This is a genomic window from Labrenzia sp. VG12 (assembly GCF_002237595.1).
In the GTDB taxonomy this organism is placed as follows: domain Bacteria; phylum Pseudomonadota; class Alphaproteobacteria; order Rhizobiales; family Stappiaceae; genus Roseibium.
Window position 1 is genome coordinate 3572794 of record NZ_CP022529.1, and the last position, 19212, is coordinate 3592005.

Consider the following 19212-nt stretch of genomic DNA (forward strand, 5'->3'; position numbering starts at 1 on the left):
CTGATTTCTCTAACAGCCAAAGCGCTGCAGGTAGTCCTGCGGCGCAACTCCCTTCTTCCGCTGAAAGGCCCGCCGCATCCGTTCCGCGTTTCCGAACCCGAACAGGTGCGGCAACTCCGCCAACCGGGCTTCACCACGTTGCATGGCTTCGCAGGCCGCCTCCACGCGCAAATCTTCAACAAATCGGGCCGGGCTCATGCCCATGACTTTTGAAAACTTGCGGGCGAAATTCCGTTCACTCATATGCACCTTCTCGGCCAGCCGCGGAACGGACAGATCGGCCGCCAGATCCGCCATGATGTCCGTGACCAGGGCATCAAAAACATCGCCGCTGCATTCCATTTGCCTTGCAAGCGCGGAACTGAACTGCTGCTGGCCACCCGTCCGGCGCACATAGAGCACCAGAGACTGCGCCAGCCGCAAGGCTTCGGCCCGGCCCAGATCCTCCTCGACCATGGCAAGCGCCATATCGATGCCAGCGGTCACGCCGGCTGATGTCCAGACCTTGCCGTCTTTTTCAAAGATGGAGTTTTCGTTGAGCTTTATGTCCGGATACCGGCGCTGCAGATCGGAACACGCCATCCAATGGGTGGTCGCCCGTTTGCCATTCAGGTGCCCGCCTGTCGCAAGAATAAAGGCACCAAGACAAATAGACCCGATGCGCCGGACGCGGCCAGACATCTCGGACAGAAAGATCTGCAAACCGTCCGACTTTGCAGCCTCCAGCGCACTGTTGCCGCCGGAAACCAGAAGCGTGTCCGGGGGATCGCTTGCGCAGGTCTTGAACGTTCCCGTATCAAGCGAGATCCCGGCATCGGTGACAACGGGACCGCCACGCTCCGACAGCAGGTCAATCTCGTAGGCCTTGCAGCCAGGCAGCCCGTTTTCATCCGGAAAGCGGGCATCGTTGAACACCTGCAACGGTCCGATCACATCAATCAGCTTCGTCCGATCGAACAGGACAAAGGCGACCCGGCGTCTGTGTTGACCAATATTGGCAGAAAAGGTGGGCATGATGGCATTTATGACAGAGCGCTTGCGAGACAACAATGGCCCAGGACCTGACTTGAAGGAGAGAGCCATGCTCGAGCTGCGCCCCAACTGCGAATTATGCGACTGCGATCTGCCGCCGCATTCCTCAGAAGCCCGAATCTGCAGCTACGAATGCACCTATTGTGCGGATTGCGTCGACACGGTTCTCAAGGATGTCTGCCCGAAATGCGGTGGCAACTTCGTACCGAGGCCAATACGGCCCCAATCCGCCTGGCGGCCCGACCGCAAGCTGGGCCTTTGCAACAATCCTGCCGGTGAAAAGCGCTATCACACGCCCTACACCCGCGAAAACATCGAGGAATTCGCCAGCCAGCTGAAGGATGTACAACCGGACAAACGATGAGCGAATCTTGTGTCGCGCTGCAGCTCTTCAGCCGATTTTCCAGAGCCAGGACCTTAGCAGGTGCCTTCACTCGCAAGGTTTCCCGGCGCTGCCGTGCTCCTGCGCACCACAAGCCAGGGCTCCAGTTGAACACTCGCCGTTTTTGGCTGCCCACCCTGCAAAAGGTTCAACAGCAGCTGTGCCGCCTGTTCCCCGACCGCGCGGCGCGGCTGGTGGATCGTCGTCAGAGGCGGCACGAAGTGGCCTGCAATATCGATATCGTCGAAACCGACCACCGACACGTCTTCCGGCACGCTGAAACCGGCTTCACTCAACGTCGAAATGAAACCGAAGGCGGCGCGATCACTGGCACAGAAAACAGCCGTTGGCCTGTCCTTCAGGGCAAGCCAGCCTTCCGCCGCCTGGCTGCCCGATTCCAGAGTGTAGTCACCTTCAAAGACCCAGGCCTTTTCAGCCTCCAGTCCGGCACCTGAGAGCGTTGCCCTGAAACCTTCCAGTCGGTCGCGTCCGGGCTTGTGCGACAACAGCCCGGTGACATGTCCGATGGTCTTGTGGCCAAGTGCCAGCAGATGCGACACGGCAAGATCCGCTCCAAGCAGATTGTTGACGACGGCAATGGGCACAGTCGGGTCATCACTCCATTCGCCCGCCGTAACGATTGGTGGCAGTTTTGGATTGGCGGCCCGAATGCCGGCAATCGAAAAATGCCCGTCCATGATGACAATGCCGTCGCAATTGTTCTGGCTAAAGAACTCGTTGAGATTTGAGCGTGCCATTGACGGCTTGCGCGTATCTGCGATCAGAACCTTGAGATTGCGGTCGGCGCAGACGGTCTCGATCCCTTGCAGGATATTGGAGAAGTGCGAATTGCCGATATCGGGGACGAGGGCAACGATCGCGCCTGTGTCCCGGCGGCGCAGATTGCGGGCCGCGTGATTGAGCACATAGCCGGTTTCCTCGACCGCACGGGCAACCTTGTTGCGGGTTTCTTCCGACACACGATCGGGCATGGACAGGGCCCGGCTGACCGTCGCAGTGGAGACCTTGGCTGCACGAGCGACATCCTGGACCGTTGGATTTGTTTTTTTTGGGCTCGAATTGCTCATTCTGGTCAGGTTTGCCGCAAAAGTCTGAGAATACGGTCTAATGTCTTAGCCACGTTCTTTAGCACATTTGGCAGAAGCAGCCACAATCGGCACGACGACGGAAACGGAGAGACCCATGGCCGGGACTTTTGACCTCGACCTGTCAGCCAGCGCCCCCCGGGAAGATTTGCCGCCACCCATGAAGGCACTCTGGTGGCTGAAGAAAGGCGGATTTCGACTTGGTCCCGAGTGGCATGAAGCGCATGAGATCTGCCAGACCGCTGAAGGCGAACCGGCATACGACTGGATCCACGGCCTCTGCCATCTCATCGAGGCAGACCACGGCAACGCAGCCTACTGGTTCCGTCGGGCCGGCCGGACCCCGGCCACACAAGATCCGCAAGACATCTGGAGGGAGATTGCCGCATCGCTGGGTTGATCGCAGCAAGCCCTTACGCCCACACGCCTCCTCCATTCGGACTAAACGAGAGCAGTTCAGTCTCCGGGCAATTTGATTTACTCTCCCGCGCATGGAGGAAACAGACCAGCTCAAGGCACAGATCGACCTGCTTCAGGCAGCGCTCGATCACATCAATCAGGGCTTCACCGTGTTTGACAGCGATCTGCGTCTGGTCGCCTGGAACCGTGGCCTTTACGACATGCTCGACATGCCGGAGGAGATCGTCAGGCGCGGCTCCCATCTGGAAGCCTTTATTCGCGTCAACGCGGAGCGTGGCGAATACGGCGAAGGCGACATCGAAGGCAAGATCGCCCGCCGGATCGAGCGCGCCAGGCTCTTCGAACCGCACTATTTCGAACGCGTGCGTCCGAACGGCCAGATCATTGCCGTCTCGGGCACCCCGCTGCCGCAGGGCGGATTCGTGACCATCTATTCGGACGTCACCGAGGAACGTCGGCGGCAGGAAAAGCTGGAGCAGACCGTCGAGGAACGCACGCGTGCGCTTCAGCAGTCGGAAGACTGGCTGCGCCTGGTCACCGACAACATTCCCGCCCTGATCGCCTATCTGTCACCCGGCCCGGTCTTCCGCTTCGCCAACCGGCGATATGCAGACTGGTTCGGCCAGTCCGTTGCCTCCATCGCCGGCAAGCGGGCGCCCGATGTTGTTGGCGACGATCTGTTTGCGGAGATTGCGCCGCATATCGAAAAGGCCTTTGAGGGCAACGCGGTCAGTTATGAATACCAGCGCAGTCGTCCTGACGGCACCCTCGCCTACATGCGCTCCACGCTGATCCCCGACATGACCCAGGACGGTCGCACCCTCGGCATTTTCGTGCTGTCGCTCGACGCCACCGACCAGAAACAGGCTGAAGCGGCCCTGGTGCAGTCGCAGCGCATGGACGCGGTCGGCAAACTGACCGGTGGTCTCGCCCACGATTTCAACAATCTCCTGGCGATCCTGATGGGCAACCTGCTCAGCCTTGGGCGACTGGAGGAACCTGTCGACAAGGAGGCCCTCGACAAGAAACTGTCGCCGATGCTGGATGCCACCAAGCGCGGTTCGGAACTGATCCAGCGCCTTCTGGCGTTCAGCCGGGGCAAGGCGATTGATCCGCAAACCGTCCCGCTCGCGGATGTCATTGCCGGCACCAGCCGCCTTCTTGAAGGGTCGCTGCCCTCCTCGATCACCTTGAACATCCATGCGGACGACCGGCAGGTCGCAGCCTGCATCGATCCGACCCAGATGGAAACGGCCCTGATCAACCTTGCGTTCAATGCGCGCGATGCCATGCCCGACGGCGGCCAGCTCACGATCTCGCTGGACGAGACCGTGCTGGAGACGCAAGAAGCAAAAGATCTCGGCATCGCAGCCGGCCCCTATGCGCGGATTGCCGTTGAAGATACGGGCGGCGGCATGGATGCAGATACCCAGCTCAAGGTCTTTGAACCGTTTTTCACGACCAAGAGCTTTGGCACAGGGAGCGGCCTTGGCCTGTCCATGGTCTATGGTTTCATCCGCCAGTCGGGCGGCGCCATTCAGATCAGCAGCGCGCTCGGTGTCGGAACCTTCATGACGCTCTATCTGCCGCTCGTTCGCCTGCAGGACCCAGAGGACCAGGCCCGCGACAAGAGCAAGGCCCGATCGCTCAAGCGCGGCCAGGGAGAGCTTCTGCTCCTGGTGGAGGATGATCCGGATGTTGCCGCGGCCGTGACCGATCAACTTCAAAACCTCGGCTACAGTGTGCTGCTTGCGGAGAGCGCGGATGATGCCCGGACACTGGCCCTGGACCTTCCGGAACTGAAGGGCGTGTTGAGCGACATCATCATGCCGGGCCAGGTCAACGGCCTCGCTCTTGCCAGGGAGATCCGGCGCGAGCGTTCGGATCTCGGCATCGCGCTGATGTCCGGATATGCCGACTGGTCAAGCCTTGCCGGGCAGGGCCAGACGTGTGAATTTCCGGTCTTGGCGAAACCCTTCGCAGATGCTCAACTCGCAGACGCCGTTCAGCAGATTCTCTCATTGAATTCCAAGGGATAGGAAACAGCCTTGCAGACACGCTCCGCATCGGCCGGCAGGCGCCAGGTTTTCATCGTCGACGACGAGCCGGAAATCGGCAACCTGCTGACCGAGGCCATGCAGCAATTCGAGATGGATGGCCGGAATTTCTCAACGGCGCGGGAGGTCCTGTCTGCCCTCGACCTCGAGACGCCCGATGCCTGTATCATCGACCTGGGTCTGCCGGACATGGAAGGCATGGCATTGATCAACGAGATCCGCCGGCGCTCGTCGGTGCCGATCATCGTGCTTTCCGCACGTGGCCACGCGACCGACCGGGTCATGGGTCTCGAACTTGGCGCCGACGACTATGTGGTCAAGCCCTTCGACCCGAGAGAGGTCGTTGCCCGGATCCGGTCCATTCTGCGCCGTTCCGCGGAACAGGCACCGGCCACAGCGAAACTGGAAGTGGCCCGTTTCGAGGGGTGGACCTATCAGCCGACCTCTCACGGTCTGACATCGCCCGAGGGTGAAGAGACCTTTCTTTCGACCGGCGAAGCTACCCTGCTGGAGGCGTTGCTCCGCGCTCCGAAACGCGTGCTCACGCGCGACTATCTGCTCGAACATGGCGGCCGGGACGAAAGCCTCGACCGATCCATCGATGTGCGCGTGTCACGCCTGCGCAAGAAACTGACCCGCAAGGGCGAGGCAGAAGTCATCCGCACCATTTACGGATCCGGTTACATGTTTGCCACGGACGTCGACTGGTCGTCTTGATGCTGCCCCGCCTAAGCTTCTAACCGAACATTTCCGGGACCCCTCGGTCGCCAACACAAGAGGGCTGGATCAGCGCCGTTTCAGGGTGTGAATTCGCCGCAGAGGCAGGCTTCCAGCCGTTGCCTGCGACCCGCCGGATCAGATGCGAAGGCAAGCGTATAGGCAAGCTTGGCATAGGCCGCTTCGACCGTCATGTCGCGGCCGTCGACAACATCATGGTCCAGCAATATTTGCGCCGCCGCATAGGTCCCGAGCGCCATGCCGCCCTCGGGACACTGGCTGACGCCGACAACCGGAATCCGACGCGATTGGGCAATTTCAAGAGCAACCCTCAGTCCCTGCGTGTCCGGTGCTGTGCCCGAGCCGAAGCAGCGCAGCACCAGGCCGTCGCAGGTTTCGGCCGCATGCTGGAGCAGCGACGCCGGCATGCCGGGCGCCATCGCGATGATGCCGATGGCAGGCGTGCCGACACAATGAAGGTTCGGTTCCCCGGCGCGCTGAAGAGGTGGAATGTCGCTGGGATCGGCGCTGAACCCGTCAAATGCGCGCGAATGGGATTTGCGGACACGGCCACCATGCAGCTTCTTGCCGGCAAACTGCACCCAGACACCCGCTGCCGTCGCCTGCACCAGCTGGAAGGCCTCGATGAGATTGCGCACCCCGTCGTTGCCATCCACGGTCAGCGGCAGCATGGCCCCGGTCAGGACCACCGGAATGCGAAGACCCTCCAATGCAAAGCAGAGCGCCGCGGACGTATAGGCAAGCGTGTCCGTACCGTGGGTCACCACGACACCCTCGAAGGCGTGCTGGTGCGCATGAATAACACGGGCGATACGGTTCCAGTCCTCCGGCGTGGCATTCGCGCTGTCGATCAGCGGTTCCAGAACCTCAAGTGCGATCTCCTCGGGCAGCTTGCCCTCGGCTTGCAATGCCACGACAGCGTCTTCGACAACGCCGCGGCGCGGCGCAAAGCCGGCCCCGGTTTGCGCCATGCCGATGGTGCCGCCGGTATGAACCAGTAGAATGCGCATGTTTCCTCCCACGACCGAGACAGCACCTGACGGGCGCCTGCGTCCGGTTTGCGGGCGTCATACCGGATTTGCCGCCCCCTCGCCATCCCCGGAAACAGCCTGGCTGCCAGTTCCGGCAGATCGTCTCCGATATGCTGTGGAGGGTGCTTCAGGTCCCGACCACGATACCAACGAGGCGCGGGAAGCACCGCGCAAGTGTTTCCCGCCCCCTACCGGACACCATCGCCCTGAAAGACAACAGCCCAAACAAAAAGGCGGGAGGAACATGCCTCCCGCCTCTCTTTGACTTGTTTGGTTTGCCTTAGAAGCTCAGGGAAATATCCCGGTGATCCGACAGACAGGCAGCAACGTCCAGAGCCATGTCGTTCGGCAGACGCTCCTGAGCGCGGATGCCGATATTGTTGATCACCGCGGCGTCATAGGCAGCCAGTTGCGGCAGGATCTCTTTGGCGCCCTTCTGACGCCAGGCGAGATCGGCATCCAGTGCGGCGATCGACTTGTCGATCTCGGCAATGGCGGCCTCCGCATTGGGCTCACGGCTGCGCATGATCTTGCGCGCTTCCGTCAGACCCTTGCGAATGTCGCTCGTTCCTTCCGCCGCGCCCACTTTCGAGCGCATCGCGGCAATGGCTTCGACAGCGGCTTCCGGTTCAAGCTGGGCCACTTCCGCCTTCAAGGCTTCGAGCTCCGGCTTGAAGGCGGCAACCGTGTCCGCATCCCCAAGGATCGCCTTCAGTTCGAGGACCGGCTCGTAGGCCTGATCGACTGTCCGGCGGTAGGTTTGACGCGCCTTGGTCTCCGCCTTCTGGATCTTCGAGAAGGCGTTGTAGGTGTCTTCCCAGGTCGCCGGGATTTCGCCCAGGATTGCGTCGCGGTCTGCCTCAAGCGCAGCAATCCGCTCCTTGGCTCGCTCACCCTGTTCCGGCGTGTAGACGGCATTCGGACCGGAGCGATCCACGATGACCTGATACTCGGCGATGCGCTCATCCACGCGGCGCGCATCGCGTTCCAGCGCACGGACCGTCACGTGTTCAGGACGGTAGTCCCCGGAGGCGGCTTCCACGGCTGCTTCCGCTTCGGCAATCGCCTGCATCTGCGGGATGGCATCGCGCGCCTTTTCAAAGCCTTCGGCCATGTCCTTCTGCAGGTCTTCCGGCAGATAGCTCATGTCGATGGCCTCGGCCTTCTGGATCGCGGCCAGAATGCTGTCGCCATTGGCCTGGAAGTCCTCGTAGATGAGGCGTTCCATGCAGTATTGCAGGCGCGGGTTCTTCGGCGGCGGTGCCGTTTCCGACAGAAGCGACGAGCGGTTCGGCAGGTAGTTCACCAATTGCGGATAAAGCCCCACAATGCCGAGTGCCACAAGCTGCAGGCAGATGAACGCAATCACACCCTTGTACATGTCCAGCGTCTTGACCACGGCCGGCGCAACCCCGCGCAGATAGAACAGCGCGAAACCGAAGGGCGGTGTCAGGAACGAGGTCTGGATGTTCAGGCCGATCATCACGCCGAGCCAGACGGCCGTGACGTTGGCCGACGGGTCGGCCAGCAGGATCGGCGCCACGATCGGCACGACAACCACCGCGATCTCGATGAAGTCGAGGAAGAAGCCGAGAATGAAGATCACCAGCATGACGATCAGGAACTGGGCCCAGAACCCGCCCGGCAGGCCCTGAAGGAAGTTCTTGACCAGCTCTTCGCCGCCAAACGCACGGAAGGCCGATGTCAGCATGGCCGCGCCAAGCAGGATGATGAACACCAGGGCGGTTGTCTTGGCGGTTTCCACCATGACCCCGCGCAGGGTGTTTTCCAGTTGCAGTGTGCGCCACCCGGACCAGAAGATTGCGATCAGCAGGAGCGATACGGCAATCAGCGCCAGGATCAGCGCGACCAGGTCATCGCTTGTCTGGATCAGCTTGATGTTGACCGCGCCAAAGAAACTGATGACGACGGCAAGACCCAGCAATGCCAGAATGGCGATGATCGCGGGGGAATAGGCGCCCCGCTTGCCTTCCCTCAAACGGTAACCGGCCATCACCATGGCACCAACGGCACCGATGGCGCCGGCCTGGTTGACGGTGGCAACACCGGCGATGATCGAGCCGAGCACCAGGAAGATCAGCGCCAGCGGCGGCACCAGGGTGATGAACACCTTGACGGCAAACTGGCGGGTGAATGTGCCTTCTTCATGAACGGCCGGGGCCGCTTTCGGGTTCAAGAGCGCAAAGCCGAGAATGAACAGCATGTAGAGGCCAACCAGGACAAGACCCGGCAGGAAGGCGCCCAGGAACATTTCGCCGGCGCTTGTCGAGACGACGGCAAAATCGGACGGCATCGACAATTCGCCGGTATTGGCCTTGTAGAGCGTTGTCCTGAGAGAACCGGCCTGGTCGACCGCGCTGGCCAGCTGGTCAGCCAGAATGATCAGGACGATGGACGGCGGGATGATCTGGCCGAGCGTGCCCGACGCTGCGATCGTTCCCGTTGCCAGCGGCACGGAGTAATTGTTGCGCAGCATGGCCGGCAGCGAGATCAGGCCCATGGCCACAACGGTCGCGCCGACAATGCCGGTGGTCGCTGCCAGAAGCGCGCCCACGAACACGACAGAGATACCCAGACCACCCGGCACCGGACCGAACAGGCGTGCCATGGTCACCAGCAGATCCTCGGCGATCTTGGACCGCTGCAGCATGATGCCCATGAAGACGAAGAGCGGAATGGCGATCAGCGTATCTCGCTCCGCCTCCCAGTAGATCCCTCGGAAGTTGGTAACGCCGGCGCTCAGCCACTGCCCGGGCCCGCCGTGGGAGAAGAAGGCATCCGTGTCTCCGGCGAAGAGATAGCCGGTGCCCGCGGCGATGCCGATGGTGAGGATTGCAGAGCCCGGCAGAGCAAAGGCGACCGGAAAACCGGAGCCAAGCGCAAAGGCCATCAGCACCACAAGTAGAAGAAGGAAGAAAAGTTCCATGTCTGTTGGTCTCGCCCGGCTCTAGTGTGCTGCGCTGCTGCTATGGTCCCGGCCGCCCGGTTCGCCGCGAATGTCGGCGATGGCATCCATGAAATAGGACACGAACTGGATCAGCATGGTCACGGCGAACACGCCCAGGAACCCGGCCATGAGATACTTCACGTAAAGACCGAAGCCGGCCTGCGTGACCTCATAGGTCAGGATCGGGCTGTTGATGATGTTCTGCTTGCCGCCCATACCGATGAAGAGAATGACCGTGCAGAGCGTCATGCCGAGCACGACCGAGCCGAAGGCATTCACGTAGCCCTTGGTCTTGGTCGACATGCCGGCGTAAAAGACGTCGACGCGCACATGGCCTTCTTCCAGCAAGGTGTAGGCACTGGCGAACAGGAACAGGGCCGCGTACCAGAAGCGGACGAGATCCGCCAGGAAGGCCTGTTCATAGGAAAAGACGAAACGGCCGATCACGATCATCAGCTCGGCGATCACGACCAGCAGCGCCAGCCAGGTAAAGCCGAGCGTGCGCGTGAAGGCGGCGATAACGACAGACAGGCCGATCAGCGGCATGTGCACGTAGGCCCCGCGGAACCTGGACTTGCCGAGATCCTCGGCCAGTTGCTCGCCGACGACATTCGCCAGGAAGCCCTCGACCCGCAGAAAGGAGATCGCGGCATCCACCAGTCCGACGATCAGGACCGCGAAGAAGGCAGCGCGTATCAGAAAGGCATTGATGTTGCTGATGCGGGCGCTGTCCTCGCGGAGGGTTCTGTCGGACCGCATCACATAAGCGAAGCCCCACAGGATCAGGCCTGCATAGATGGCCAGCTGAAACCAGGACCAGATGATTGACATCGACCCGTTCGCCACGCCGCCGTAGATGGGCTGCACGCCGGGCAGGTTCTGCCAATATGTCAGGTAGTTGTTGATCAGAAACGCCGTCATGATCGCGAGCACGGTCCAGCCGAAGAGGCGGAAGATGCGGGCGCTACCGGGAGCATGAGCGTCACCGGAATTCATGGCAGGCGAGCCGTCTTGAACAGGGTCCAAGGCCGTCATCGTGGCTATGCCTTTTATCTTGTCAATGCAAAGAGGGACGGGATTGCTCCCGTCCCTTTATCCCCCAAGCCGTGCTTAGGACGGAATGCCCAGAACGCGGTTCCGCTTGTTGGAATAGGCAACGTCGGAGATTGCCATCCAGCTGCCGATTTCCTGGCGCGCATTGACGAAGCTTTCGAAGATCTTCTTGGCTTCCGGAGAATGGTCCATGGCCTCTTCGAGAACTTCCTGAGCTGCTTCACCGAAAGCGTCGTAGATTTCGTCGTTGAACTCTTTCAGCTCAACGCCGTGCTCGTCGATCAGACGCTTCAGGTAGACACCGTTGTTGGCGTTGGTTTCCGCCATGGTGTTGGCGTTTTCTTCCGCACAGGCCGCTGCGATGATGGCCTGGTCGGTCTTGGACAGACCGTCGAACCATGCCTTGTTGCAGCCCATGGCCAGCATGGCGCCCGGCTCGTGCATGCCCGGGTAGTAGTAGTACTTGGCCGCTTCGTAGAACTTCATGAAGTAGTCGTTGAACGGACCAACCCACTCGGTTGCGTCGATCGCGCCGGAGACGAGGTTTTCATAGATCTGGCCACCCGGCAGGGAGACCGGAGACGCGCCCAGTTTCGCCAGAACGTCGCCGCCCTGACCCGGAATACGCATCTTCAGACCTTTGAGGTCATCGGCGGTTTCGATTTCCTTGTTGAACCAGCCGCCCATCTGGACGCCGGTGTTGCCACAGGCAAAGTTCTTAAGGCCAAAGCCGCCTGCGAGTTCGTCCCACAGCTCCTGGCCGCCACCGAACTTGATCCAGGCATCCATTTCCGTGACGGTCAGACCGAACGGCACGGCGGTGAATGCTGCCCAGCCCGGGTGCTTGCCCTTCCAGTAGTAGTCGGCGGCGATGTAGGCCTGCGCGTTACCAGAAGCAACTTCGTCGAAGGAGTCAAAGGCACCAACGCGCTCGCCGGCGGCGAAATACTGAACGTTGATACGGCCTTCGGTCAGCTCGGCGATACGGGCGGCAAGACGCTGTGCCGGAATACCCAGACCCGGGAAGTCCCGCGGCCAGGTGGACACGATCACCATGTCGGTGGTGCCCTGTGCAATAGCCGGAGCGGCCAGAGCGGAGCCTGCAGCAATACCACCAGCGCCAAGGCCGGCCTTTTTGATAAACGAACGACGATCCATTAGTTTCCTCCCTAATCGGACCCGATTTCGGACCGGGTACACACTTGCACCGATCTCCGCGTATGTCTAGTTGACGGACCGGTGCGGATGCTATTCGTGGTTCTGCGCATCTTCTCGGTAGTACTACTGAGATTGAAGCAACAGAACACCGGCGAAACGGGCATTTGCGCAACAAGAGGGCGAAATAGGTGACGTTCAAGACCAAATTGCTGCTCATCACCATTCTGCCGCTGATCGCGGTATCGATGCTGATCGGTGGCGTCACATACTATCAGTCCCGGGAACTGATCGCCGCCGAAACCAGGTCCGTGGAGGAGCGCATCCTGGCCTCCAAGCGCCAGGAGATCCGGAACTATGTCAGCCTTGCCCTGACTTCGATCGAGCAGATCTACCGGGAGGAACCGAACGGCCGTGCGGCCGCCCAGCAGGAGGTCAAGGAGATCCTCCAGAACCTGACCTTCGACTATGACGGCTATTTCTTCGTCTACCAGCTGGACGGCACCAATGTGGTGCATCCGAAACTGCCGCATCTGGTTGGCGGCAACTGGTGGGACCTGCAGGACGACAAGGGCGACTACGTCATCCGCAACCTGATCGCCGCGGCCAAGGATGGCGGCGGCTTCCACCAGTATGTCTGGCACAAGCCGTCAACCGGTTCGGTGGAAGAAAAGCTCGGCTATGCGATCCTGCTCGACAAATGGGACTGGATGCTCGGCACCGGTCTCTATACGGACGACATCACACGGGAAGTCAGTGCCATCCGCGTGGATTTCGCCCGGTCCATCCGCCAGACCCTGTTCGTGATCTTCATGATCACGCTGGCGGCGATCATCATCGCCGGCTCGCTGATTGCCGGAGTGCGTTTTTCCGAACAGCGGTTTGCCGACAGCAAGCTGAAAGAGCTGACCAACCGGATCTTCCAGGTCCAGGAACAGGAACGCAAGCGCGTGTCGACCGAACTGCATGACAGCATCTCGCAGCTGCTGGTTTCGGTCCGGTACGGTGTCGAACTGATCCACAGCGAGGCCAATCGCGAGCCGGACCTGCAGGCCCAGGCGGCCAAGTGTCTGAAAACGCTCGACGGCACCATTGCGGAGGTCAGGCGGATTTCGCGCGATCTCAGACCCAGTGTGCTGGATGACATGGGCCTGGCTGCAGCCCTTGGCAGTCTCGGGAAGGAGTTCCAGAACCAGTCCGGCATCACCGTCAATGTCACCGCCGAGCAGTGCCACAGCCGCCTGTCGGAAGGCGCCAAGACGGCGCTCTACCGCGTGGTGCAGGAATGCATGACCAATGTCGCCCGTCATGCCCAGGCCAACGAAGTCAATATCAGCCTGAAAGTCGGCCTGCAGACCCTCATTCTGTTCGTGGAGGACAATGGTGTCGGCCTGCCACGCCCGCTGCCGAAATCCGGCGGCCTCGGTTTCCGCAACATGCGCGAACGTATCGAGACCTATGGCGGCAAACTGACCCTCAGCCGCCGCTCATCGGGCGGCACCAGGATCAAGGTTCAGATGCCGCTCGACAACGCAGCCGCAAAAGCGGCATGATGCAGCGATGACAATGACTTCCGCCACGCCAAAAACCCTGTCCAGACCCATCCGCGTGCTGCTTGCAGACGACCATGAACTGGTTCGCGACGGCATTCGCGCCAGACTGCAGAAAGTGCCGGAACTGGAAGTGGTGGGCGAGGCAACCAATGGCCGGGACGCCCTCAGCCTTGCCCGCGAGCTGCAGCCGGATGTCCTGCTCATGGATGTGTCCATGCCGGTGATGAACGGGCTGGAGGCCGCAACCCAGATCCGGCAGACCTTGCCGCGAATCGCGGTGCTGATCCTGTCGGTCTACGACAATCCGGAATATGTGCGCGGGGTCGTCCAGGCCGGTGCGCGCGGCTACATCCTGAAGGATATCTCGGCTGCCGAGATGATCACGGCCATCACAAGCGTTGCCAATGGCGGCTATTATTTTTCCTCCGCCGTCGGTCCGACACTGGTTGGCGCCAACACCTCCGCCCCGGTCGAGGATCCCTATGGCCTCACGGACAGGGAACGGCAGGTCCTGACGGCGATTGCAAAGGGCCAGCCAAACAAGGCAGTTGCCAAGGAACTCGGCATCAGCGTGCGCACCGTTGAATCCCACCGGCTGAACCTGCGCGAAAAAGTCGGCACCAAGAACGCTGCCCAGCTCTACAAGGTCGCCCAGGATCTGGGATTGCTGGATTAGACTTTCACGTCTATTTTGTGATCACATTTTTGGTGAGAGGCAATCGCCTCGCGATTCCACAGGCTCAGACATGACCAAACCGCTCGTCCTGGTGACCGCCGACGTGAAAGCTATTGACGGCTTCAACTGGCACGCCGTGATCTCCACCTATCTCCAGGCCGTCCTGAAGGGGTCGGATGCCATTCCGATGATCCTGCCCTCGCTCGGCCCGGATCTCGACCTCGATGCGGCCCTCGACCAGGTCGACGGTGTGCTCGCGACCGGCGCCCGGTCCAATGTCAACCCGCAGCTTTATGGCGATGTTCCCACGGAAGAAAACGGGCCTTACGACCCGGACCGCGATGCCACCACGCTGCCGCTTCTGAAGCGGGCGCTGGAACGCGGCATTCCGATCTTTGCCATCTGCCGGGGCATGCAGGAGCTGAATGTCGCCCTTGGCGGCACGCTTCACACAGAGATCCAGGCCATGACCGGACGCCAGGATCACCGCGCACCGCAATCCGATCATCAGGACGAACGGTTCCGCATTGCCCATCCGGTCGAAATCGCCCCCGGCGGTTGCCTGGAACAGGTGCTGGGCGCAGAGCCGTTCGAGGTCAATTCCCTGCATCGGCAGGCCGTCGGCGCGCTTGGCAACGGCCTTGTCATCGAAGCCCAGGCCGAAGACGGCACGATCGAGGCCGTTTCGGTCAAGGACAGCCCGGGCTATGTGCTCGCCACACAGTGGCATCCGGAATACTGGGTGACCACCGACGGCCCGTCGAAGAAGCTCTTTTCCGCCTTCGGCGACGCCGTGCGCGATTACCGGCAGAAACGGTTGGGGCTGTAGGTCTCTAGCGCCACCCGACCGCGGCGATCAGCAGGATCAGGCCAAGCAGGAAAACCACCAGCGCGGCGACGATCTCGATGGTCCGGTGGACACGGTTTGCCATCGGACTGCCTTCACCGAACAAGCGGACAGCCAGGTCCTTGGCGCCCACTGCCAGTCCGGCGAGCAACGACACCGTAATCCCCGTCCCGACCGCCATGACAAGCGTCGAAGCTATGCCGGCGACAACCATGCCCTGCGACAGGGCAAACACCAGCACCACCAAGGCACCGGTACAGGGACGCAAGCCAACAGCCAGGACGATGGCGACTGCCCGACCAGCGGTGATCTTGCCTTGCAACATATCCGGCGTCGGCGCATGCGCATGACCGCAGGTGGAGCAAACCCCATCCGGACCGATCTCGTGATGATGATGCCCGTGCCCGTGCCCGTGATGGTGATGGTGATGCCCATGATCATGATCGTGGTGGGCATGGCCGTGGCCGGCGCCGGCAAGAGCCAGTTTGTCTGAAGAAAACCTTGCAATCGAAGCCATGGTAAGCGGTTTGAACGCTTTCAGCCACAGCAACCAGGCTCCCAACGCTGTGATCAGGACATAGGAACCGACTTCAAGCCACTGCGCCGAATTTTTCACGACAATGCTGGTCTGCTTGAGCACGATCGCCAGGCCGCCAACCAGAACGATCGCGGTCAGCGCCTGTGCAAAGGCCGAGGCAAATGACAGCACGATCCCCTTTTTCAAGGTCTCGTTGTTGGCCACGACATAGGACGTGATGATGGCCTTGCCGTGCCCGGGCCCTGCCGCGTGAAAGATGCCATAGGCAAAAGACAGCCCGACCAACAGCCAGAACGCATTCGGATCATTCCGGAAGGACCGCAGACTGCCTACCAGCGACTGATAGAATTCCTTCTGCTTGACGGCAATCGTTCCAAAGATACTGTCCAGAACCCCGACCTGGATCCCTGGCTGGCCCTGACCGTCAATCACCAGGACATCTTGCTGTGCACCTGCGACAACGTCCTCCGCCCGGGTGTCTGATGTTCCCGTCCCAGTGTCCGCAGGAGACTGAAGGGCGTTTTCAATGGCGGCAACGCCGGTGGAAGCCTCTGTCTCAGCAGCGCCATCGCCTGCAGTGGCAGCTGTGGCCGCGCCTGCGCATGTGACAATCATCTGGTTGATCTGCGACGCTGCGGCCGACTGCAGTTCCGGCGGCAAGTCGCGCTGATCCGGTCCGATCTGGGCAAGTGCATAGGCCGTGGCATCGTCGAGCGGCGGTGGTTCGCGCCGCGAAATCTGGCAGGCTGCCGGTGCATTTACCGTTCCGAGGGCACCGTCCTCCTGGCCGAAGCGGAAATCGACGTAATAGGTCGGATCGTAGACATCGAGCGTGATGGCGTTCTCGGCGTCGCTTGCGTCCTTCATCGGCAGCGTGAAATGCAGTTCCAGCAGATCGACATCCTCGATCATGGAGCCGCCGTTCATCTGCACGTCTTCCCGCATGGCCTCGAAGTCTTCAGGCTTCATCACCCAGTAGTCCTGGATCGGCACAGTGGCCACTTCGAGCCAGTAGTCTGTCGGTGTTTCGAAATCGAGTTCGATGCGGGTATTGTCGCCGAAGGTGAAATAACCGAAATCGGCCATGCTCTCGATATTGACCTGAGCAAGCTCGCTCAATTCCTCACGGGAGTAGATCCCATCGCCGTTCGTGTCGAACCCCTGAATGGCGAAGGCCGTAAAGGCGTCATCAAAGCGGAAGATATGCTGTACGGCGACAGCATTGCCCTCGTCGTCGAAAACCAGCTTGGATCGCGCTTCCACAAAGACATGAGGATGCGCAGCAAGGCCGGTCAGGCCGGCAAGCAAAAGAGCCAGCCCGAGAAGCAACCGGTACCCAAGCTTCAGCGTATGTCTGCACGAAGAGGCAATCGGAAACCGTACGTTCATTTCTCACCAGATCCAGGATGTAATATGTTTACATGGCATGTCCGCGCAGCCTTGACCAGAGAAGACGGCAGCAAGATGGCGTCGACGGCTTTGCAGCGCAAAACCTCAATGGAACGATTTTCGTGCAAAATAGCCAGTTCGGAAACATTTGAACCCATCACCGGCCGGATGCGAGGAGAAAAGAGACATTATTTCCCTCATTCGGCGTAAAATATTCACAACAATAACCAGCTTACCGAGCCAGCTATGAACGCCTTGCACACATCTGTTTATCACAGCGCCGTTTTCGATCATCCGGAAACGGGTGGCCACGAGAATGTGGTTTTTGTCCAGGACAACGACACGGGACTGCGTGCCATCATCGCGGTGCACGACACAACGCTCGGCCCGGCCCTCGGCGGCTGCAGGGTCTGGCCGTATGAAAAGCCGGCGGATGCCCTCACCGACGCGCTGCGCCTGTCCCGCGGCATGACCTACAAGAACGCCCTGGCCGGGCTCGACCTCGGTGGCGGCAAGGCAGTGATCATAGCTGATCCGCGCAAGGACAAGACGCCTGCGCTGATGGAAGCCTTCGGCAAACATGTCGAGCGCCTGTCAGGCACGTATATCACGGCGGAAGATGTCGGTGTTTCACCGGACGACATGGAGGCGGTGGCCCGCCACACCGATCATGTGCGCGGCACCAGCGCAACCGGGCTTGGCGACCCCTCGCCCTATACCGCCCTTGGCGTTTTTGAAGGCATCAAGGCTTCGGCAAAACATGTCTTTGGCAGCAACGACCTCAGCGGCCGGACCGTTTCGGTCCAGGGCCTCGGTCATGTCGGTTATGACGTTGCCCGCCAGCTGCACGCCGCAGGCGCCAAGCTGATCGTTTCGGACATTCACGCCCCGGCCGTCATTCGGGCCATCGAGGCTTTCGGCGCCACGGCAGTAGACCCCGGCGAAGCCCATATGGTCGCCGCCGACATCTTTGTGCCCTGCGCGCTCGGTGCCGGCCTCAACGCCAGAACCATTCCGCATATCCAGGCGCAGATCGTCGCCGGAGCCGCGAACAATCAGCTCGAGACCCCGGCGGACGGCGTGGCCCTTCGTGAACGCGGAATTCTCTATGCACCCGACTATGCAATCAACGCCGGCGGCGTGATCTCCATCGCATTGGCAACGCCAAATAGCGGTGACAACCTCGTGCGTGAAAAGACCTTCGCCATCGGCGATACGCTCACCACCATCTTCGAGCGGGCCGCGAGGGAAGAGACCACACCCGAGCAGATCGCCGACACCATGGCCGAGGAACGGCTGGCAAACGCCTCCTGATCCCGACACGCTGCGAACATGGCAAAAGAAACGGCGGTCTGACCGCCGTTTTTCACCTGTCCGGTCCTGTTATGAAAACTGCCGTTCGTTCGCGGCCTTGAACATCTGCCGCACCATCTCCTTGGCATCTTCGACCGCTGTTTCGCCCATTTCGGCATAGCAGGACGTGACGCCTTCGTGCAGCAGGTAGAGTTTGGACGCGAAGCGGTCCTGACCGGACAATTCCCCGAAGAACTGAAGCAGCTCGCCCTTGTGACGCTTGACCATGGCTTCGATGTCGCTGCTGTCCGGATTGGCCGCAAGCGCCTGGCGGAACATGCATTCCTTGCCTTCGGTCATGCGCATCCAGCCGCCAAGCTTGTCGAACAATTGTTCGGCGGCAGCCAGCCCCGGTTCGTTCACACCCTCGCGCACGTATTTGAGATAGCGCTGATGCCGGTACTCCAGTGCACCCAGCACCATAGCCTCACGGGACGGGAAATGGCGGTAAAGCGTTCGCATGCTGACGCCCACGCCGGCCCTGAGTTCCGGTACGCTTGGCTCCGCAAACCCCCGGTTCCAGAACACCTGCTCCAGACGGGCGGCGATATGTTCCTGAGCGTCATTCATGGAAAGACTGTGGGTCTTGTGGAACAATTTTTCAAGCTTTACCTTCACCTGCAACAAATATTCCAAGCCACCTAAGTACATCCGCTAAGTCCGTATCAACCCGGGGTTATCGGCCGGCCATGCGCAATCGCCTTGGTGTCACGCTGCAAGCCCGTCCTCCATCCGGACAATCGCCGCACGAAAGAGCCGAAAGGGACTGATGTCGCAAAAGGTGCTGCGCAGCGGTCACCAGCTCACGGTCATTGAGGAATGGAACACCGCGCCGATAACGACCGAAATTCGATATCTGCGCCTGGAACTCCAGCGAACGATTGCGATCGGAAAGGCGTTAACGGACAGTCAGG

The 19212-nt window shown here is 60.7% G+C and carries 16 protein-coding genes; 8 read left to right on the forward strand and 8 right to left on the reverse strand.

Going from position 1 to position 19212, the window contains the following annotated elements:
* Positions 1 to 9 precede the first annotated feature (9 nt).
* A complete protein-coding gene (locus CHH27_RS16510) occupies positions 10 to 1014 on the reverse strand; it encodes a GlxA family transcriptional regulator (protein WP_198338237.1) in 1005 nt (334 codons plus the stop codon).
* A 67-nt stretch (positions 1015 to 1081) separates the two neighbouring features.
* On the opposite strand from CHH27_RS16510, the gene CHH27_RS16515 reads away from it, so the two are divergent.
* Positions 1082 to 1396, forward strand: coding sequence for a DUF1272 domain-containing protein (locus CHH27_RS16515; RefSeq protein ID WP_094072556.1), 315 nt, complete (start codon positions 1082 to 1084; stop codon positions 1394 to 1396).
* A gap of 53 nt (positions 1397 to 1449) precedes the next feature.
* On the opposite strand, the gene CHH27_RS16520 is transcribed toward CHH27_RS16515, so the two are convergent.
* The gene (locus tag CHH27_RS16520) at positions 1450 to 2502 is read right to left on the reverse strand and encodes a LacI family DNA-binding transcriptional regulator (RefSeq protein WP_094072557.1); all 1053 of its coding nucleotides are present in this window, start codon (positions 2500 to 2502) and stop codon (positions 1450 to 1452) included.
* A gap of 115 nt (positions 2503 to 2617) precedes the next feature.
* Here CHH27_RS16520 and CHH27_RS16525 point away from each other — a divergent pair, with 115 nt between their 5' ends.
* From CHH27_RS16525 to CHH27_RS16535, 3 genes are all read left to right on the forward strand, one after another.
* On the forward strand, positions 2618 to 2920 hold the full coding sequence (locus CHH27_RS16525; RefSeq protein ID WP_157738962.1) for a hypothetical protein: 303 nt from the start codon (positions 2618 to 2620) through the stop codon (positions 2918 to 2920).
* Positions 2921 to 3011: 91 nt separating this feature from the next.
* The gene (locus CHH27_RS16530; RefSeq protein WP_094072559.1) at positions 3012 to 4979 is read left to right on the forward strand and encodes a PAS-domain containing protein; all 1968 of its coding nucleotides are present in this window, start codon (positions 3012 to 3014) and stop codon (positions 4977 to 4979) included.
* A gap of 9 nt (positions 4980 to 4988) precedes the next feature.
* Entirely contained in the window at positions 4989 to 5714 is a 726-nt protein-coding gene (locus CHH27_RS16535; protein ID WP_094072560.1) for a response regulator transcription factor, read from the forward strand.
* A gap of 80 nt (positions 5715 to 5794) precedes the next feature.
* Here the strand turns inward: CHH27_RS16535 and CHH27_RS16540 are convergent, their stop codons facing one another.
* From CHH27_RS16540 to CHH27_RS16555, 4 genes are all read right to left on the reverse strand, one after another.
* The gene (locus CHH27_RS16540; protein ID WP_094072561.1) at positions 5795 to 6745 is read right to left on the reverse strand and encodes an asparaginase; all 951 of its coding nucleotides are present in this window, start codon (positions 6743 to 6745) and stop codon (positions 5795 to 5797) included.
* Between the two features lie 301 nt (positions 6746 to 7046).
* Positions 7047 to 9713, reverse strand: a complete 2667-nt coding sequence (locus tag CHH27_RS16545) for a TRAP transporter large permease subunit (protein WP_094072562.1) — start codon at positions 9711 to 9713, stop codon at positions 7047 to 7049.
* 21 nt (positions 9714 to 9734) lie between these two features.
* Positions 9735 to 10769 (reverse strand): TRAP transporter small permease subunit, encoded by a 1035-nt coding sequence (locus tag CHH27_RS16550; protein WP_094072563.1) that lies wholly within the window; start codon positions 10767 to 10769, stop codon positions 9735 to 9737.
* 75 nt (positions 10770 to 10844) lie between these two features.
* Positions 10845 to 11945, reverse strand: a complete 1101-nt coding sequence (locus CHH27_RS16555; protein WP_094072564.1) for a TRAP transporter substrate-binding protein — start codon at positions 11943 to 11945, stop codon at positions 10845 to 10847.
* A 188-nt stretch (positions 11946 to 12133) separates the two neighbouring features.
* Between CHH27_RS16555 and CHH27_RS16560 the strand changes: the two genes are divergently transcribed.
* The 3 genes from CHH27_RS16560 (at position 12134) to CHH27_RS16570 (ending at position 15000) form a co-directional block, all read left to right on the forward strand.
* Positions 12134 to 13495: a cache domain-containing protein gene (locus CHH27_RS16560; protein WP_094072565.1), complete on the forward strand. Its 1362-nt coding sequence runs from the start codon at positions 12134 to 12136 to the stop codon at positions 13493 to 13495.
* 7 nt (positions 13496 to 13502) lie between these two features.
* Positions 13503 to 14171 carry a response regulator transcription factor gene (locus CHH27_RS16565; RefSeq protein ID WP_208988256.1) on the forward strand — a complete coding sequence of 223 codons (669 nt, stop codon included), beginning with the start codon at positions 13503 to 13505 and terminating at the stop codon, positions 14169 to 14171.
* Positions 14172 to 14241: 70 nt separating this feature from the next.
* On the forward strand, positions 14242 to 15000 hold the full coding sequence (locus CHH27_RS16570; protein WP_094072566.1) for a gamma-glutamyl-gamma-aminobutyrate hydrolase family protein: 759 nt from the start codon (positions 14242 to 14244) through the stop codon (positions 14998 to 15000).
* Between the two features lie 4 nt (positions 15001 to 15004).
* On the opposite strand, the gene CHH27_RS16575 is transcribed toward CHH27_RS16570, so the two are convergent.
* Positions 15005 to 16945, reverse strand: coding sequence for a DUF1007 family protein (locus CHH27_RS16575; protein ID WP_094072567.1), 1941 nt, complete (start codon positions 16943 to 16945; stop codon positions 15005 to 15007).
* 246 nt (positions 16946 to 17191) lie between these two features.
* Between CHH27_RS16575 and CHH27_RS16580 the strand changes: the two genes are divergently transcribed.
* Positions 17192 to 18259, forward strand: coding sequence for a Glu/Leu/Phe/Val dehydrogenase dimerization domain-containing protein (locus tag CHH27_RS16580; protein ID WP_094072568.1), 1068 nt, complete (start codon positions 17192 to 17194; stop codon positions 18257 to 18259).
* Between the two features lie 69 nt (positions 18260 to 18328).
* Here CHH27_RS16580 and CHH27_RS16585 read toward each other — a convergent pair whose 3' ends face one another.
* The gene (locus CHH27_RS16585; protein ID WP_247646301.1) at positions 18329 to 18916 is read right to left on the reverse strand and encodes a TetR/AcrR family transcriptional regulator; all 588 of its coding nucleotides are present in this window, start codon (positions 18914 to 18916) and stop codon (positions 18329 to 18331) included.
* Positions 18917 to 19212 lie beyond the last annotated feature (296 nt).

What these genes read in the sequence shown, in the direction of transcription:
- CHH27_RS16510 (WP_198338237.1), bottom strand. Translation starts at nt 1,014, where the DNA reads ATGCCCACCTTTTCTGCCAATATTGGTCAACACAGACGCCGGGTCGCC.
- CHH27_RS16515 (WP_094072556.1), top strand. Translation starts at nt 1,082, where the DNA reads ATGCTCGAGCTGCGCCCCAACTGCGAATTATGCGACTGCGATCTGCCG.
- CHH27_RS16520 (WP_094072557.1), bottom strand. Translation starts at nt 2,502, where the DNA reads ATGAGCAATTCGAGCCCAAAAAAAACAAATCCAACGGTCCAGGATGTC.
- CHH27_RS16525 (WP_157738962.1), top strand. Translation starts at nt 2,618, where the DNA reads ATGGCCGGGACTTTTGACCTCGACCTGTCAGCCAGCGCCCCCCGGGAA.
- CHH27_RS16530 (WP_094072559.1), top strand. Translation starts at nt 3,012, where the DNA reads ATGGAGGAAACAGACCAGCTCAAGGCACAGATCGACCTGCTTCAGGCA.
- CHH27_RS16540 (WP_094072561.1), bottom strand. Translation starts at nt 6,745, where the DNA reads ATGCGCATTCTACTGGTTCATACCGGCGGCACCATCGGCATGGCGCAA.
- CHH27_RS16545 (WP_094072562.1), bottom strand. Translation starts at nt 9,713, where the DNA reads ATGGAACTTTTCTTCCTTCTTCTACTTGTGGTGCTGATGGCCTTTGCG.
- CHH27_RS16550 (WP_094072563.1), bottom strand. Translation starts at nt 10,769, where the DNA reads ATGACGGCCTTGGACCCTGTTCAAGACGGCTCGCCTGCCATGAATTCC.
- CHH27_RS16555 (WP_094072564.1), bottom strand. Translation starts at nt 11,945, where the DNA reads ATGGATCGTCGTTCGTTTATCAAAAAGGCCGGCCTTGGCGCTGGTGGT.
- CHH27_RS16565 (WP_208988256.1), top strand. Translation starts at nt 13,503, where the DNA reads ATGACAATGACTTCCGCCACGCCAAAAACCCTGTCCAGACCCATCCGC.
- CHH27_RS16570 (WP_094072566.1), top strand. Translation starts at nt 14,242, where the DNA reads ATGACCAAACCGCTCGTCCTGGTGACCGCCGACGTGAAAGCTATTGAC.
- CHH27_RS16575 (WP_094072567.1), bottom strand. Translation starts at nt 16,945, where the DNA reads ATGAACGTACGGTTTCCGATTGCCTCTTCGTGCAGACATACGCTGAAG.
- CHH27_RS16580 (WP_094072568.1), top strand. Translation starts at nt 17,192, where the DNA reads ATGAACGCCTTGCACACATCTGTTTATCACAGCGCCGTTTTCGATCAT.